This window comes from Roseomonas haemaphysalidis (genome assembly GCF_017355405.1).
In the GTDB taxonomy this organism is placed as follows: domain Bacteria; phylum Pseudomonadota; class Alphaproteobacteria; order Acetobacterales; family Acetobacteraceae; genus Pseudoroseomonas; species Pseudoroseomonas haemaphysalidis.
This window is the reverse complement of sequence record NZ_CP061177.1, coordinates 3,500,233-3,514,082: the sequence shown is the minus strand read 5'-3', so window position 1 is coordinate 3,514,082 and position 13,850 is coordinate 3,500,233. Positions and strand designations below refer to the sequence as shown.

The following is a 13,850-nucleotide window of genomic DNA, read 5'->3' as shown; positions in this document are numbered from 1 at the left end:
GCCGGCCTTTCCGACAGGCGGCCTTGATGATCCAATATTATTTCGACTGGTCCGTGATCTGGCGGAACTGGGACAGGTTCGCCTCCGCGCTCGGGCTCGGCCTGTCGCTGGCGCTGGTGTCGCTGCTGGCGGGCAGCATCCTGGGCCTCGCCTGCGCCATGGCGCGGGTCTACGGGCCGCGCTGGCTGTCCTGGCCGGTGTGGCTCTACGTGGAGTTCATCCGCAACACGCCACTCCTGCTGCTGGTGTTCTTTGTCTACTTCGGCCTGCCGGAGCTGGACATCACCTGGCTGGACAAGACCCAGTCGTTCATCCTGACGCTGACGCTCTATGCCGGCGCCTACATGACGGAGGTGTTCCGCGCCGGGCTGTCCTCCGTGCCGCGGCAATACATGGAGGCCGCCAAGGCCATCGGCATGCGCCCCTGGCAGCGGCAGCGCTACGTGGTGCTGCCGGTGATGACGCGCATCGTGCTGCCGGCTTTCGGCAACAACCTGATCTCGCTGTTCAAGGACACCTCGCTGGCGGCGGCCATCGCCATTCCGGAACTGACCTTCGTGGCGCGGCAGATCAACGCCAATACCTTTCGCGTCATGGAATCCTGGCTCACCGCCAGCGCGCTCTACCTTGTCACCTGCTACATCATCGCCAGTCTCCTGCGCCTGCTGGAACGGCGCTACAGCACCATCCGCTGAGGGAGCACGCGCATGTTCGACCTCGCCCCCGGCTCCTTCGCCTTTGAGGCCTGGACCGCCCGCTTCGCATTGTGGCGCGGGCTGTCCGCCACGCTCAGCGCCTCCTCGCTCAGCATCCTGCTGGCCACCGTGGCGGGCGTGCTATTCGGCGTGGCGCTGACCTATGGCTGGTGGCCGCTGCGACTGCTGGTTCGTTTGTACGTGGATTTCATGCGCGGCATGCCGGTGCTGGTGCTGATCCTGTTCACCTACTACGGGCTGGCATTGTTCAAGATCGACGTCACGCCCTATTGGGCGGGCATCTTCGCGCTGGCCGGCTTCGCCACGGCGCATGTGGCGGAGAACCTGCGCGGCGCCGTGCAATCCGTGCCCGCCGGGCAGATGGAAGCCGCCAAGGCGATCGGCCTGACCTTTCCGAAGCGCCTGCGCTACGTGATCCTGCCGCAGGCCATCCGCCGCATGCTGCCGCCCTGGGTCAACACCTGCCTGGAGATCGTCAAGGGCACCACCCTGCTGTCCGTCATCGGCGTGGTGGAGCTACTGCTCGCCAGCCAGCAGGTGATCGCCCGCAACTACATGGTGATCGATTTCTACCTGCTGGCCTGCGCCATCTACCTGGTGGTCAACTTCAGCATCGCGCAGCTCGGCGCGGCGCTGGAACGCCGCTTTTCCTACATCCGTTCCTGAGGACCCGGCCCATGAGCGACGAACAGGTGCTGCTGCGGGCGCGCGGCGTGCGCAAGAGCTTCGGCAGCGTGGAGGTGCTGAAGGGCATCGACCTGGATGTGCGCCAGGGGCAGGTGGTGTCGCTGATCGGCGCCTCCGGCTCCGGCAAGACCACCTTTCTGCGCTGCGTCAACCTGCTGGAGGAGCACGACGCCGGCGACATCCTGCTGGACGGCGACCCGGTGGGCTACCGCGTGGAGGCTGGCCGCCGGAAGCGGCTGAGCGAAACGCGCATCTCCGCCCAGCGCGCGCGCATCGGCATGGTGTTCCAGAGCTTCAACCTGTTTCCGCACCTGACGGCGGAAGGCAACGTGATGCTCGGCCTGACCAAGGTGCTGGGCAAGAACGCGGCCGAGGCACGCGAGATCGCCGGGCACTGGCTGGGGCGCGTCGGGCTGGCGGAACGGCGCGGGCACTACCCCTACCAGCTTTCGGGCGGCCAGCAGCAGCGCGTGGCCATCGCCCGCGCGGTGGCCATGCAGCCGCGGCTGCTGCTGTTCGATGAGGTGACGTCGGCCCTCGATCCTGAGCTGGTGGCAGAAGTGCTGCAGGTGATGAAGACGCTGGCGGGTGAGGGGATGACCATGCTGGTGGTCAGCCACGAGATGATGTTCGTGCGCGACGTGTCCGACCACGTGGTGTTCATGGATGCGGGGCGGGTGGCGCAGGCGGGGCCACCGGAAGATGTCTTCGGCCGGCCGGAAGGCGAGCGGCTGAAGGGGTTCCTGGGCCGCATGCACGGGGTGTTCGGCCAGATGGCCTGAGGCGGCGGCAACCCCGCCGCGCGCCATGCGCTTTTCTCCGGCAGGCTCAATCCACCGGAGGACCACGCCATGGCCGAACAGATCCCGCTTTCCCCCGAAGCCAGCGCCATCTCGGAAGCCCTGGACGACTACCGCGACGACCTGACGCATGAAATCGCGCCCGGGCTGGCGTATCGCCGCCTCGCCCTGGTCAATGTCGCCTTCGTGGGCGAACCCGGTGGCGGCGACCGCGGCTGGGTGCTGGTGGATGCCGGCATCCCCGGCAGCAAGGGCTTCATCCGCCGCGCCGCCGAGGCCCGCTTCGGCGAGGGCGCCCGCCCCAGCGCCATTGTCATGACCCATGGCCATTTCGACCATGTCGGCGTCCTGCTGGACCTGGCGGAGGAATGGGACGTGCCCGTCTACGCGCATGCCCTGGAGGCACCCTACCTGAACGGCACCGCCGCCTATCCGCCCGGCGAGCCTTCGGTCGGCGGCGGGCTGATGGCGCTGATGGCGCCGCTCTACCCGCGCAGCCCCATCGACCTCGGCGCCCGGCTGCGCCTGTTGCCGGAGGATGGCGGCATCCCCGGCATGCCCGGCTGGCGCTGGATCCACACGCCCGGCCACAGCGTCGGCCACGTGTCCTTCTGGCGGGACGCCGATCGCAGCCTGATCGCGGGCGATGCCTTTGTCACCACCGGCCAGGAATCCGCCTATGCCGTGGCGGTGCAGCGTGCCGAGATGCACGGGCCGCCGGCCTATTTCACGGTGGACTGGGCCGCCGCCCGCGCCTCGGTCCAGGCCCTGGCGGCACTGGAGCCGGAGGTGGTGGTGTCCGGCCATGGCGAGGCGATGCGCGGCGCCGAGATGCGCCAGGCCCTGCACCGCCTGGCCGAGGAATTCGACCGCGTGGCGGTGCCGGAAAAGAGCCGCTACCTGGACCACCCGGCCCGGGCCGGGGATCGCAGCGCCTACCCGTCGCCGTGACGGCAAGGGCGGGGCGTTGCCGCCCCGCCGCCGGTCAGGCGCGCTTGACGCTGTGCGCCAGCGTCAGCTCGTCCGCCCGCGCCTCGTATTTCAGCGCGCCGCGCAGCGCCCAGATGTTCTTCTGCATGTGCAGCGGCACCAGGCCCAGGTCTTCCATCGCCGCCTTCATGGCATCCTGGAACAACTGGTCGCGCTTTTCGTCGTCGGCGGTGCGCAGCCCTTCCATGGTCAGCTCGTCCACCTTGGCGTTGGAAAAGCCGCTGAAGTTGGTGGTGCCGAAGCCCTTGTCGGGAATGCGCGTGGTCAGCACGCCCTTCAGCGCCGTGGAGGGCTCGCCGCTGGTCGCCCAGCCGATCAGCATGGCGGACATGTTGTTCTGCGCCTGCCGCTGCGCCAGCACCGCGAAGGGCATGGCGTCCACCGTGGTCTGCACACCGATGCGCTGCCACATCTGGCCGATCGCCTGGATGATCTGCGCGTCGTTGACGTAGCGGTTGTTGGGCCCGATCAGCGTGATGCGGAAGCCGTTGGGGTAGCCGGCGTCCGCCAGCAGCTTCTTGGCGGCGTCCGGGTCGTATTTCGGCACGGCGATGTTGGGGTTATAGCCCAGCGCCCCCGGCGGCATCATCTGCCCGGCCGGCGTGCCGACGCCCTGCATCACCCGGTCCACGATGCCCTGGCGGTTGATGCCGATGCTCAGCGCCTGCCGCACCCGCAGGTCGCGCAGCGGGTTCTTGGTCATCGGCTTGCCGTCGTTGTCCGCGATGTAGGGGGAGACATCGTGCTCTACGTCCACCTTCAGGTAGATGCAGCGCAGGCTCGGGATCTCGGAAAAGGAGATGCCCTGGGTGGTGCGCAGCCGCGGCGTGTCGGACGGCGGCACCACGTCGATCATCTGCACGTCGCCCGACAGCAGCGCCGCGACCCGCACGCCGTTGTTGGTGATGAAGCGGTAGGTGACCTGCGCCCAGTCCGGCTTGTCGCCCCAGTAGCTGTCGTTGCGCGTCATGACGATGCGGTCGTCGGGCGTGTAGGACTGCAGGCGGAACGGCCCGGTGCCGATCATCGCCTTGCCGTTGTTGAAGTCGCCCGTGGACACGTTGTCGCCCACCGACTTGCAGATGATGTAGATGTTGTTCAGGTCGTAGGGCAGCAGCGGGTAGAGTTCCGCCGTCTTCAGGCGGATGGTGTGGGGGTCCAGGATCTCGGTCGCCACCACCGCGCGGGAATACATGCTGAAGGAGCCGGGGCTGTTCACCACGTTAGGCACGCGCTTCAGCGTGAACACCACGTCGTCGGCCGTGAAGTCCTGGCCGTTGGAGAACTTGACACCCTGGCGGAGCTTGAACTCCCAGGTGGTGTCGTCGATCAGCTTCCAGGATTCCGCCAGGCCCGGCTGCAGCTTGGCCGCCGCGTCGCGCTCCACCAGCTTGTCGAAGAAGTGGGCCGCCACGGCGTTGTTGGGCGACAGCGTGTGGTAGTGCGGGTCCAGCGAGGTCGGCGGCGCGGCCACCGCCAGGGTCAGGTTCTGGCTGGGTGCCTGGGCCAGGGCGGCCCGCCCGGTGCCGGCCAGCAGGGCGGCGGCCGGCAGGGCGAAAAAGGCGCGGCGTCGCAGGTTCAGATGATCGGCCAAGGTCGTTTCTCCGGCGGTCATGAGATGAGCAGCGTCCTCCGCGGCGCCTGTTCCCGGCGTCCTGCGTCTGGGGCGGATTGCGACACGGGCGCGGGCGCCGGTCAACGCCTTGCTTTGGCGCCATGCCATCCACAGGTTGATTGCAACGGATGCGGGTGCGGAACAGCGGATGGACAACCCCAACAGCTTTGATCACCAGCCGGCCAAGCGGGCGCGGTGGGATGCGCGCTACATCGGGCTCGCCCACCACATCGCGCAATGGTCCAAGGACCCGCGCGCCAAGGTGGGCGCGGTGCTGGTGAACCAGGGCTATGCCCGCATCGTGTCCACCGGCTTCAACGGCTTTCCCGCCAATGTCGAGGACAGCGTGGAGCGGCTGGAAAACAAGGCCAACAAGCTGCAGATGATCCTGCATGCCGAGCAGAACGCGCTGCTGAACGCCGGCCACGGCGCGCGGGGCTGCGACGCCTACGTGGTGGGCAAGCCGGTGTGCAACGTCTGCGCCACGCTGCTGATCCAGTCGGGCGTCAAGCGCGTGGTGGCGGCGGCGCCCCGGCTCAGCACCGGCTCCTACTGGGACCGGGTGGGGCTGCTGGCGATCGACATGCTGCGGGAAGCGGGGGTGGAGTTCACCGCCGTGACCGGCGAGCAGCTGGACGCCCTGGGCCTGAACCGCGACGAGGCCCGCCGGGCGGAGGACCCGATGGACCCATACCGCGAGCACCAGCAGGAATTCCCCTTCTAGTCCCGCCCCTGGGTTTGCCGCCCCCGCCGCGCTATATGCCGCCACAGCCCAGACAGAACGACGCGCGCGGAGCACCAGCCTTGCAGGACATCGAGACGCCGGCCCTCGGCCACAACAGCCCGCCGCTGAGCGAAACCGCGACCGAATCCCGCCGCCGCCGCACCTTCGCGATCATCGCCCACCCCGATGCCGGCAAGACGACGCTGACAGAGCAGCTGCTGCTGCTGGGCGGCGCCATCCAGATCGCCGGCGCCGTGCGCGCCAAGGGCGAGCGCCGCCGCACCCGTTCGGACTGGATGAAGATCGAGCAGGACCGTGGCATCTCTGTCGCGACCTCGGTGATGACCTTCGAATACGCGGGCCAAGTGTTCAACCTGCTCGACACCCCGGGCCACGAGGACTTCTCGGAGGACACCTACCGGACCCTCTCCGCCGTGGACGCGGCGGTGATGGTGATCGACGCCGCCAAGGGCATCGAGGCGCAGACCCGCAAGCTGTTCGAGGTCTGCCGCCTGCGCGACATCCCCATCGTCACCTTCATCAACAAGATGGACCGCGAGGCGCGGGAGCCACTGGAGCTTCTGGACGAGATCGAGAAGACCCTGGCGCTGGACGTGACGCCCGCCACCTGGCCGATCGGCTCCGGCCGCCAGTTCGGCGGCGTCTATGACATGGCTCATTCCACCCTGCGCCTGCTGGGCGAGGGCGGCGAGCGGGACGAGCCGGTGAGCGGGCTGGACGACCCGCGCATCGACACGCTGCTGGGGGCCGAGCCCGCCGAAACGCTGCGCGAAAGCGCCGAGATCGCGTCCGTCTACCCCGAGTTCGAGATGGCATCCTTTCGCGAGGGCCACCTGACGCCGATCTATTTCGGCTCCGCGCTGCGCGGCTTCGGCGTGAAGCACCTGCTGGACGGGCTGGCGCGCTTCGCCCCGCCGCCTTCCGCCCGCCGCGCCGATGCCCGCGTGGTGGAGCCGGAAGAGGAGAAGCTGTCTGGCTTCGTCTTCAAGATCCAGGCCAACACCGACCTGCAGCACCGCGACCGCGTGGCCTTTCTGCGCATCTGCTCCGGCAAGCTGCGCAAGGGCGCCCGGCTGAAGCAGGTGCGGACGGGCAAGAGCATCCCGGTCAACGCGCCGCTGTTCTTCTTCGCCAAGGAGCGCCAGGTGGCCGAGGAGGCCTGGCCCGGCGACGTGGTGGGCATCGCCAACCACGGCGTTTTGCGCATCGGCGATACGCTGACCGATGGCGAGGAGCTGAACTTCCGCGGCGTCCCCAGCTTCGCCCCGGAAATCCTGCGCCGCGTGCGGCTGGACGACCCGATGCTGGCCAAGAAGCTGCGCAAGGCGCTGGACCAGCTGGCCGACGAGGGCGTGGTGCAGGTGTTCCGCCCGCTGGACGGCAGCCAGCCCGTGGTCGGCGTGGTGGGGCAGCTTCAGCTCGACGTGCTGAGCAGCCGCATGGTGGCCGAATACGGCGTGAACATCACCTTCGAGCCGACCTCCTGGTCCACCATGCGCTGGGTGGCGCCCAAGGAGGAGGGGCCGACCGACCGCGCCGCGCTGGACCGCTTCCTGCGCACCGCCCCCAGCCAGATGGCCGAGGACCACGACAACGAGCCGGTGGCCTTTTTCTCCTCCGACTGGGGCCGCAAGCGGTCGGAAGACGAATGGCCGATGCTGCGGTTCCTGAGCCTGCGGGAACAGCACGGGATCGAGAAATAGGATAAGGCCGGGGGAAGGAATTCCCCGGACCCCATCTTCTTTTTGTTCTGTTTCCCGTGGTGGCCGCTGGCGGCGATGCGCCCACCCGCCTGCTTTTTCGAAGAAAAAAAGTAGAAGCCCGGGGAAATCCTTCCCCGGCCTTGCTTCTCCTACCCCTGCAACAGCGGCGCGCTGCGGTCCACCAGCACCGCGCTCGCCTGGTTCAGCCCCACCACCTCGACCGCGATGCCGTGGCGGCGCAGCTTGCCCACCACGCCGTCCAGCGCCGCCACCGCCGTGACGTCCCACAGATGCGCCGCCGTCAGGTCGATGCGCACGCGGCGCGCCGTGTCGCGCAGGTCGAAGCGGTCGGCCATGGCATCGGCGCTGGCGAAGAACACCTGGCCGGTGATGGTGTAGGTGCGGGTGTCGCTGCTTTCATCGTAGTGCTCGGCGACGCTCATCAGCCGCATGACCTTGAAGGCGAAGAACACGCCGCTGAGCAGCACGCCCACCGCCACGCCGGCGGCCAGGTTGTGGGTGGCCACCGTCACCGCGACCGTCGCCAGCATGACGGCGGAAGACACCTTGGGGTGCCGCGCCACGTCGCGCAGCGAGGACCAGGAAAAGGTCTCGGCCGAGACCATGATCATGATCGCCACCAGCGCCGCGACCGGTACCGCCGCCACCCAGGGCCGCAGCAGCACCATCAGCACCAGCAGGAACACGCCGGCCGTCAGCGTCGAGACGCGGCCGCGCCCGCCGAAGCGCACGTTGCCCACCGTCTGGCCGATCATGCCGCAGCCGGCGATGCCGCCGAACAGCCCGGCCGCGACATTGGCCAGCCCAAGCCCGGTGCATTCCATGCTCTTGGAGGAGGTGGTCTCGGTCAGCTCGTCCACCACGCTGGCGGTCATCATGGACTCCAGCAGGCCCACCATGGCCATGGCCAGCGCATAGGGCGCCACGACCGCCAGGGTCTGCCAGCTGAGCGCCACGTCAGGCCACAACAGGGCGGGCAGCGCTTCCGGCAGGCGGCCGAGGTCGGACACCACGCGCACCGGCATGGGCACCACGGCGCAGAAGGCGGTGAGCAGCACGATGCAGATCAGCGGGGAAGGGATGGCGGTGGTCAACCGCGGCAGCAGGTAGATGATGGCCAGCCCCGCGCCGATCAGCGCATAGGTGTGCCAGGTCACGTCCATCATCTGCGGCAGTTGCGCCGCGAAGATCAGGATGGCCAGCGCGTTGACGAAGCCGGTGCGAACGGACTTCGACACGAAGCGCATCAGCACATCGAGCCGCAGCAGGCCGAACACCACCTGGATGACGCCGCACAGCAGCGTGGCCAGCAGCAGGTATTGCAGCCCGTGGCTGGCCACCAGCGCGGCGGCGACCAGCGCCACGGAGCCGGCGGCGCCGGAGATCATGGCCGGCCGGCCGCCGAAGAAGGCCAGCACGATGCTGATCACGAAGGAGGCGAAGAGCCCGACCTCGGGGTCGACGCCGGCCACGAAGGAAAAGGCGATGACCTCGGGGATCAGCGCGAAGGTGCCGACCATGCCGGCCAGGATGTCCCGCCGCAGGTCGGAAAACCCGCTGAACCATTCGGTCCGGTAGCGGGTGAGGGCATGTTGCTGCATGAATTGGGGTCCGCAAGAGGCGCACGAGGGCGCGCGACAGCGTCGCGGCGGCAGTCTCGTGTCTGATGCGTTATCCGGCGGATTGGCGGCCGGAAGAGCCACCCGGGGTTTCACCGGGCTCCAGGGCGAATGGCGGCAGGCTAGCCCGCCGCCTGCTGCGATGCAACATCAACGGCGGGTGCGGGCCTCGGCGGTGGACACCAGCAGGGCACCGGCCAGGATCACCGCCGCCCCCGCCCAGCCCCAGCCATCCGGCGCCTCGGCATAGACCAGCCAGCCGAACAGCGCCGCCACCGGCAGCCGCAGGTACTGGAACGGCCCGACGGCCGAGGCCTCGCCATGCCGGAAGGCTTCCGTCACCAGCAGGATGATGGCGGGGGTGAAGGTGGCGAAGACCGCCAGCAGCCCCAGCTCCGCCCAGCCCAGCGGCTGCCAGCCCCACACCGCCGCCGGCAGCACGCCCAGAAAGGTGACCAGCCCCACCCAGGCCAGGATGGTGCCGGTGGCCTCCGTGCGCGTCAGCATGCGCGTGGTCAGCGTCAGCCCGCACCAGGTGATGCTGGCCGCCAGCCCCACCGCCACGCCCCAGGGCGAGGCCGCCAGCAGCCCAGAGCCCTCCCACGGCCGCAGCATCAGGCACACCCCGGTGAAGCCCGCCAGCACGCCGCCCCAGCGCGCGGCCCCCACCTTCTCCCCCAGCACGGGGCCCGCCGCCATGGTGGTGATCAGGATGGAGGTGAAGGACAGCACCGTGGCGGTGGCGAGGTCCAGCCACACCACGGACAGGTAGTACAGCGCCCAGGTGGCCAGCGAGCAGCTACCGCGCAGAAGGTGCAGCTTCTTGTGCCGGCTGCCGAACAGCGCCGGGCCGGCGGCCAGCAGCAGCGGCAGCGTCCAGGCCAACTGGCCGCCGGCGCGGAACAACAGCTGCGTGGTCACCGGCACGCCGCGCGCGCTCATCCAGCGCACGAACAGCGCCTCGGTCGAGAACAACACGGCCGCGACCGCCATCAGCGCGGCGCCGCGCAGGTTGCCGCGCGCCTGGGGGGCGGAAAGGGCGCTGGGCATGGCGGACAACAACTCCGGCGGGCAGGGGCGGCGGCGGCGGCCACGTTGGCGCCGCGCGCCGGGCGGGGCAAGCCCGCGCCGCGTTGCGCGCCGCCGCCACGCCGGGCTAGGCCAGGACCGGGTTGGGGAAAGGAGCGATCGCGATGGACACGGTGACCACGGTGCTGACCCTGCTGCTGGCGGTGGTGGCCAGCGGCTTCTTGACGCGCCTGTCCCCCGTGCCGCTGCCGCTGCCCATCCTGCAGATCGGCTTCGGCGCGCTGCTGGCGGCCGCCACCGGCTTCGAGGTGGTGCTGCAGCCGGAGTTGTTCTTCTTGGTGTTCCTGCCGCCGCTGTTGTTCCTGGACGGCTGGCGCATTCCCAAGCGCGGCCTGTTCCGCGACGGCTGGACCATCGTGGAGCTGGCGCTGGGGCTCGTGCTGTTCACCGTGCTGGGCATCGGGCTGTTCATCCACTGGCTGATCCCGGAGATGCCGCTGGCCGTCGCCTTCGCGCTGGCGGCCGTGCTGTCGCCCACCGACCCCATCGCCGTGTCCGCCGTGGCGGCGCGGGTGCCCATCCCGCACCGGCTGATGCACATCCTGGAAGGCGAAAGCCTGCTGAACGACGCGTCCGGCCTGGTGTGCCTGCGCTTCGCGGTGGCGGCGGCGCTGACGGGCAGCTTCTCGCTGGGCACGGCGGCGCTGACCTTTCTGCAACTGGCGCTCGGGGGCATTGCGATCGGCGTCGCGCTCACCTGGGCGGTGATGTGGGTGCTGGGCCGGCTGGTGCGGCGCATCGGCGAGGACCCGGGGCTGCAAACCCTGGTCAGCCTGCTGATCCCCTTTGGCGCCTACCTGCTGGCGGAGCACGTGCACGTTTCAGGCATCCTGGCCGCCGTCGCCGCCGGCGTGACCATGAACTACGCCGAGATCTTCGGCCAGGCGCTGGCCGCCACCCGCATGCGGCGCAACGCGGTGTGGGACACGGTGCAGTTCGCCGCCAACGGCATCATCTTCGTGCTGCTGGGCGAGCAGCTGCCCGCCATCCTGGGCAACGTCGCCGGGCCGGAATCGGGCGACGACTGGCTGCTGGCGGTCTACGTGCTCAGCATCGCCGTGGCGCTCGGGGTGCTGCGGCTGGGCTGGGTCTGGGCCTCGCTGCAATTCACGCTGTACAAGGCGCGCGTCACCGGCCAGCCGCGGCCGGCGGTGCATTGGCGCGTGCTGGTGGCGGCCTCGCTGGCCGGCGTGCGCGGCGCCATCACCCTGGCCGGCGTGCTGACCCTGCCGCTGGTGATGGAGGACGGCTCGCCCTTTCCGGCACGCGACCTCGCCATCTTCCTGGCGATGGGCGTGATCCTGGTGTCGCTCGCCGGCGCCACGCTCCTGCTGCCGCCGGTGCTGCGCGGCCTGGAGCTGCCGCCCGAGGACGAGCACGCGCGGGAAGAGGACGCCGCCCGCCGCGCCGCCGCCGAGGCCGCCGTGCGCGCCATCGAGCAGGCGCAGCACGCCATGGCGGAGGGCCAGCCCGACGCCGACCTGTATGCCGAGGCCGCGACGCTGAGCATGGAGCCCTATCACCGCCAGGCCGACGGCGCGCAGCTCACGGAAGCGGAGGCGGAGCGGTTTCGCCGCATCGCCGCCATCGAGCGCGACCTGCGCCTGGCGGGGCTGAAGGCGGAGCGCGACGCCCTGTACCGCCTGCGCCGCGCCCGCCGGCTGGAGGATGCGACCTTTGCCCGGCTGGTGCGCGAGATCGACCTGGCCGAGGCGCGGCACGCCGCCTAGCCGGGCGGCAGCAGGGCCTGGATGCGGGCCAGCGCCGCCCGCATGGTGAAGGGCTTGGGCAGCACCGGCTGCCCCGCCGGCAGCAGCGGCGCGCCATCCTTGTTGTGGCCGGCATAGCCGGTGACGAACAGCACGGGCAGCGCCGGGCGCAGCGCCCGCGCGGCATCGGCCAGCGCCAGCCCGCTCATGCCGCCGGGCAGGCCGATGTCGGTGACCAGCAGGTCGATGCGCTCGGCCGAGCGCAGGATGGCCAGTGCCGCGCCGGCCTCGGCCGCGGTGTGGACGGCATAGCCCGCCTCGGACAGCGCGGCGGTGGCCAGCGCGCGCACCGCCGGCTCGTCGTCCACCAGCAGTACCGCCTGGCCGGGCGCCGCCGGCGGCGCGGGGGTGGGGGCCGGCACCGGCGCGGGCGGCGGCACGGGGGCGCCGTGGTGGCGCGGCAGGTGCAGGCGCACCGTGGTGCCCTGGCCCGGCGCCGAATGGATGCGCGCCTGCCCGCCCGACTGCCGCGCGAAGCCGTAGATCATGCTCAGCCCCAGCCCGGTGCCCTGGCCGATCGGCTTGGTGGTGAAAAAGGGATCGAAGGCGCGGGCCACCACCTCGGGCGGCATGCCGCTGCCCTCGTCCGTGACAGCGACGGAAACATAGTCCCCCGGCCGCATGTCGCGCTCCCGCGCGGCCGCCGCGCCGAGCTGGGTGTTGCTGGTCTCGATCCACAGCCGGCCGCCGCCGGGCATGGCGTCGCGCGCGTTGATGCACAGGTTGAGGATGGCGTTTTCCAGCTGGTGCGGGTCGCACAGCGTCGGCCACAGCGCGGGCTGCAGGCGGATGTCCAGCCGGATGGCGGGCCCCACCGTGCGGCGCACCAGCTCCGCCATGCCGTCCACCAGCCCGTTGGCGTCGGTCGGCCGAGGCTCCAGCGCCTGGCGGCGGGAAAAGGCCAGCAGCCGGTGCGTCAGGGCCGCCGCGCGGTCCGCCGCGTTTCGCGCCACGTCCAGAAAGGCTGCCGCCTCGGCGCCGCGCCCGGCCGCCAGGCGCTGTTCCAGCAGTTCCAGCCCGCCGATGATGCCGGTCAGCAGGTTGTTGAAGTCGTGCGCGATGCCGCCCGTGAGCTGCCCCACGGCTTCCATCTTCTGCGCCTGCCGCAGCGAATCCTCGGCGCGCTGCAAGGCGTCCTGCTGCTCGCGCAGGGCCGTGATGTCGCGGCCCACGGCGTTGATCAGCCCGTCGCCCGGCACGGCGGTCCAGCTGATCCAGCGCCAGCTGCCGTCGCGGTGCCGGTAGCGCGTGACAAAGCGCGACACGCTTTCCCCCGCCTGCAGCTGCGCGGCCGCGCCGCGCGCGCCGTCCAGGTCGTCGGGGTGGACCAGCGAGAACACGGAAGTGCCGAGCAGCGCCCGCTCGTCCAGCCCCAGCACCACGGTCCAGGCAGGGTTGACGGCCAGGATGGTGCCGTCGAGGCGCGCCACCAGCATGATCTCGGCCGACAGCTGCCACATGCGGTTGCGGTCGGCGGTGCGGCTCGCGACCTCGGCTTCCAGCGAGGCGGTCAGCGCGTCCAGCCGTGCCCGCTCATGCCGCAGTTCCCGCTCGGCCAGCACCTTGCCGGTGGTTTCCATCACTGTGTCCAGCATGCCGACGACCTGGCCATGCTCGTCCGGCACGGGGCTGTAGCAGAAGGTGAACCACGCTTCCTCGGGGCGGCCGTAGCGGTCCACCGTGAGCGGAAGATCCTCCACGAAGGTGGCCTCGCCCGCCATCGCGCGGGCGACGATCGGCGACAGCTCGTCCCAGACCTCGGCCCAGGTTTCGCGCAGCGGCCGGCCCAGCGCGTCCGGCTTGTCGCCCAGCAGCGGCACAAAGGCGTCGTTGTACAGCGCGACCAGTTCGGGGCCCCAGAACAGGCACTTGGGGAAATGCGACCGCAGCATGATGTCGAGCGCGGTGCGCAGCGTGGCGGGCCAGTGCTCCATCGGGCCCAGCGTGCTGCCGGCCCAGTCATGCGCGCGGATGCGGGTGGCCATCGCGCTGCCGGGCGGGCCAAGCCCGGCGGCCCCCGGCGCCGGCGGATGGTCGGCCCGGGTCATCGTCCGGCGCGGCGGTGGGGGCATGATCCCATGCCGCTGCGATGCCAT

General features: G+C 70.4%; 11 protein-coding genes and 1 other annotated feature. Of the genes, 7 read left to right on the top strand and 4 right to left on the bottom strand.

Going from position 1 to position 13,850, the window contains the following annotated elements; all coding sequences use genetic code 11:
- The first annotated feature begins 26 nt into the window (after positions 1–26).
- The 4 genes from IAI59_RS16320 (at position 27) to IAI59_RS16305 (ending at position 3,154) form a co-directional block, all read left to right on the top strand.
- Positions 27–695, top strand: a complete 669-nt coding sequence (locus IAI59_RS16320) for an amino acid ABC transporter permease (protein WP_237180357.1) — start codon at positions 27–29, stop codon at positions 693–695.
- 12 nt (positions 696–707) lie between these two features.
- Positions 708–1,382 (top strand): amino acid ABC transporter permease, encoded by a 675-nt coding sequence (locus IAI59_RS16315; protein WP_207415043.1) that lies wholly within the window; start codon positions 708–710, stop codon positions 1,380–1,382.
- Between the two features lie 11 nt (positions 1,383–1,393).
- Positions 1,394–2,185 carry an amino acid ABC transporter ATP-binding protein gene (locus IAI59_RS16310; protein WP_207415044.1) on the top strand — a complete coding sequence of 264 codons (792 nt, stop codon included), beginning with the start codon at positions 1,394–1,396 and terminating at the stop codon, positions 2,183–2,185.
- A 69-nt stretch (positions 2,186–2,254) separates the two neighbouring features.
- Entirely contained in the window at positions 2,255–3,154 is a 900-nt protein-coding gene (locus IAI59_RS16305; RefSeq protein WP_207415045.1) for an MBL fold metallo-hydrolase, read from the top strand.
- 34 nt (positions 3,155–3,188) lie between these two features.
- Here the strand turns inward: IAI59_RS16305 and IAI59_RS16300 are convergent, their stop codons facing one another.
- Positions 3,189–4,787 carry an ABC transporter substrate-binding protein gene (locus tag IAI59_RS16300; protein WP_237180358.1) on the bottom strand — a complete coding sequence of 533 codons (1,599 nt, stop codon included), beginning with the start codon at positions 4,785–4,787 and terminating at the stop codon, positions 3,189–3,191.
- Positions 4,788–4,956: 169 nt separating this feature from the next.
- Here IAI59_RS16300 and IAI59_RS16295 point away from each other — a divergent pair, with 169 nt between their 5' ends.
- Both IAI59_RS16295 and IAI59_RS16290 read left to right on the top strand, forming a co-directional pair.
- A complete protein-coding gene (locus IAI59_RS16295) occupies positions 4,957–5,532 on the top strand; it encodes a deoxycytidylate deaminase (protein ID WP_207415047.1) in 576 nt (191 codons plus the stop codon).
- Between the two features lie 89 nt (positions 5,533–5,621).
- Complete coding sequence (locus IAI59_RS16290) at positions 5,622–7,256, top strand: peptide chain release factor 3 (protein WP_419556600.1); 1,635 nt, start codon at positions 5,622–5,624, stop codon at positions 7,254–7,256.
- A 149-nt stretch (positions 7,257–7,405) separates the two neighbouring features.
- On the opposite strand, the gene IAI59_RS16285 is transcribed toward IAI59_RS16290, so the two are convergent.
- On the bottom strand, positions 7,406–8,878 hold the full coding sequence (locus IAI59_RS16285; RefSeq protein WP_207415049.1) for a SulP family inorganic anion transporter: 1,473 nt from the start codon (positions 8,876–8,878) through the stop codon (positions 7,406–7,408).
- A gap of 68 nt (positions 8,879–8,946) precedes the next feature.
- Positions 8,947–9,002, bottom strand: a sequence feature (sul1 is cis-regulatory element that is thought to sense ions involved in sulfur or methionine metabolism; They are found in Alphaproteobacteria).
- A gap of 44 nt (positions 9,003–9,046) precedes the next feature.
- Positions 9,047–9,946: a DMT family transporter gene (locus IAI59_RS16280; RefSeq protein WP_237180359.1), complete on the bottom strand. Its 900-nt coding sequence runs from the start codon at positions 9,944–9,946 to the stop codon at positions 9,047–9,049.
- 143 nt (positions 9,947–10,089) lie between these two features.
- On the opposite strand from IAI59_RS16280, the gene IAI59_RS16275 reads away from it, so the two are divergent.
- Positions 10,090–11,715 (top strand): Na+/H+ antiporter, encoded by a 1,626-nt coding sequence (locus IAI59_RS16275; protein WP_207415050.1) that lies wholly within the window; start codon positions 10,090–10,092, stop codon positions 11,713–11,715.
- Here IAI59_RS16275 and IAI59_RS16270 read toward each other — a convergent pair.
- Positions 11,712–13,826 (bottom strand): hybrid sensor histidine kinase/response regulator, encoded by a 2,115-nt coding sequence (locus tag IAI59_RS16270; RefSeq protein ID WP_237180360.1) that lies wholly within the window; start codon positions 13,824–13,826, stop codon positions 11,712–11,714. The genes IAI59_RS16275 and IAI59_RS16270 overlap by 4 nt on opposite strands.
- Between the last annotated feature and the right edge of the window lie 24 nt (positions 13,827–13,850).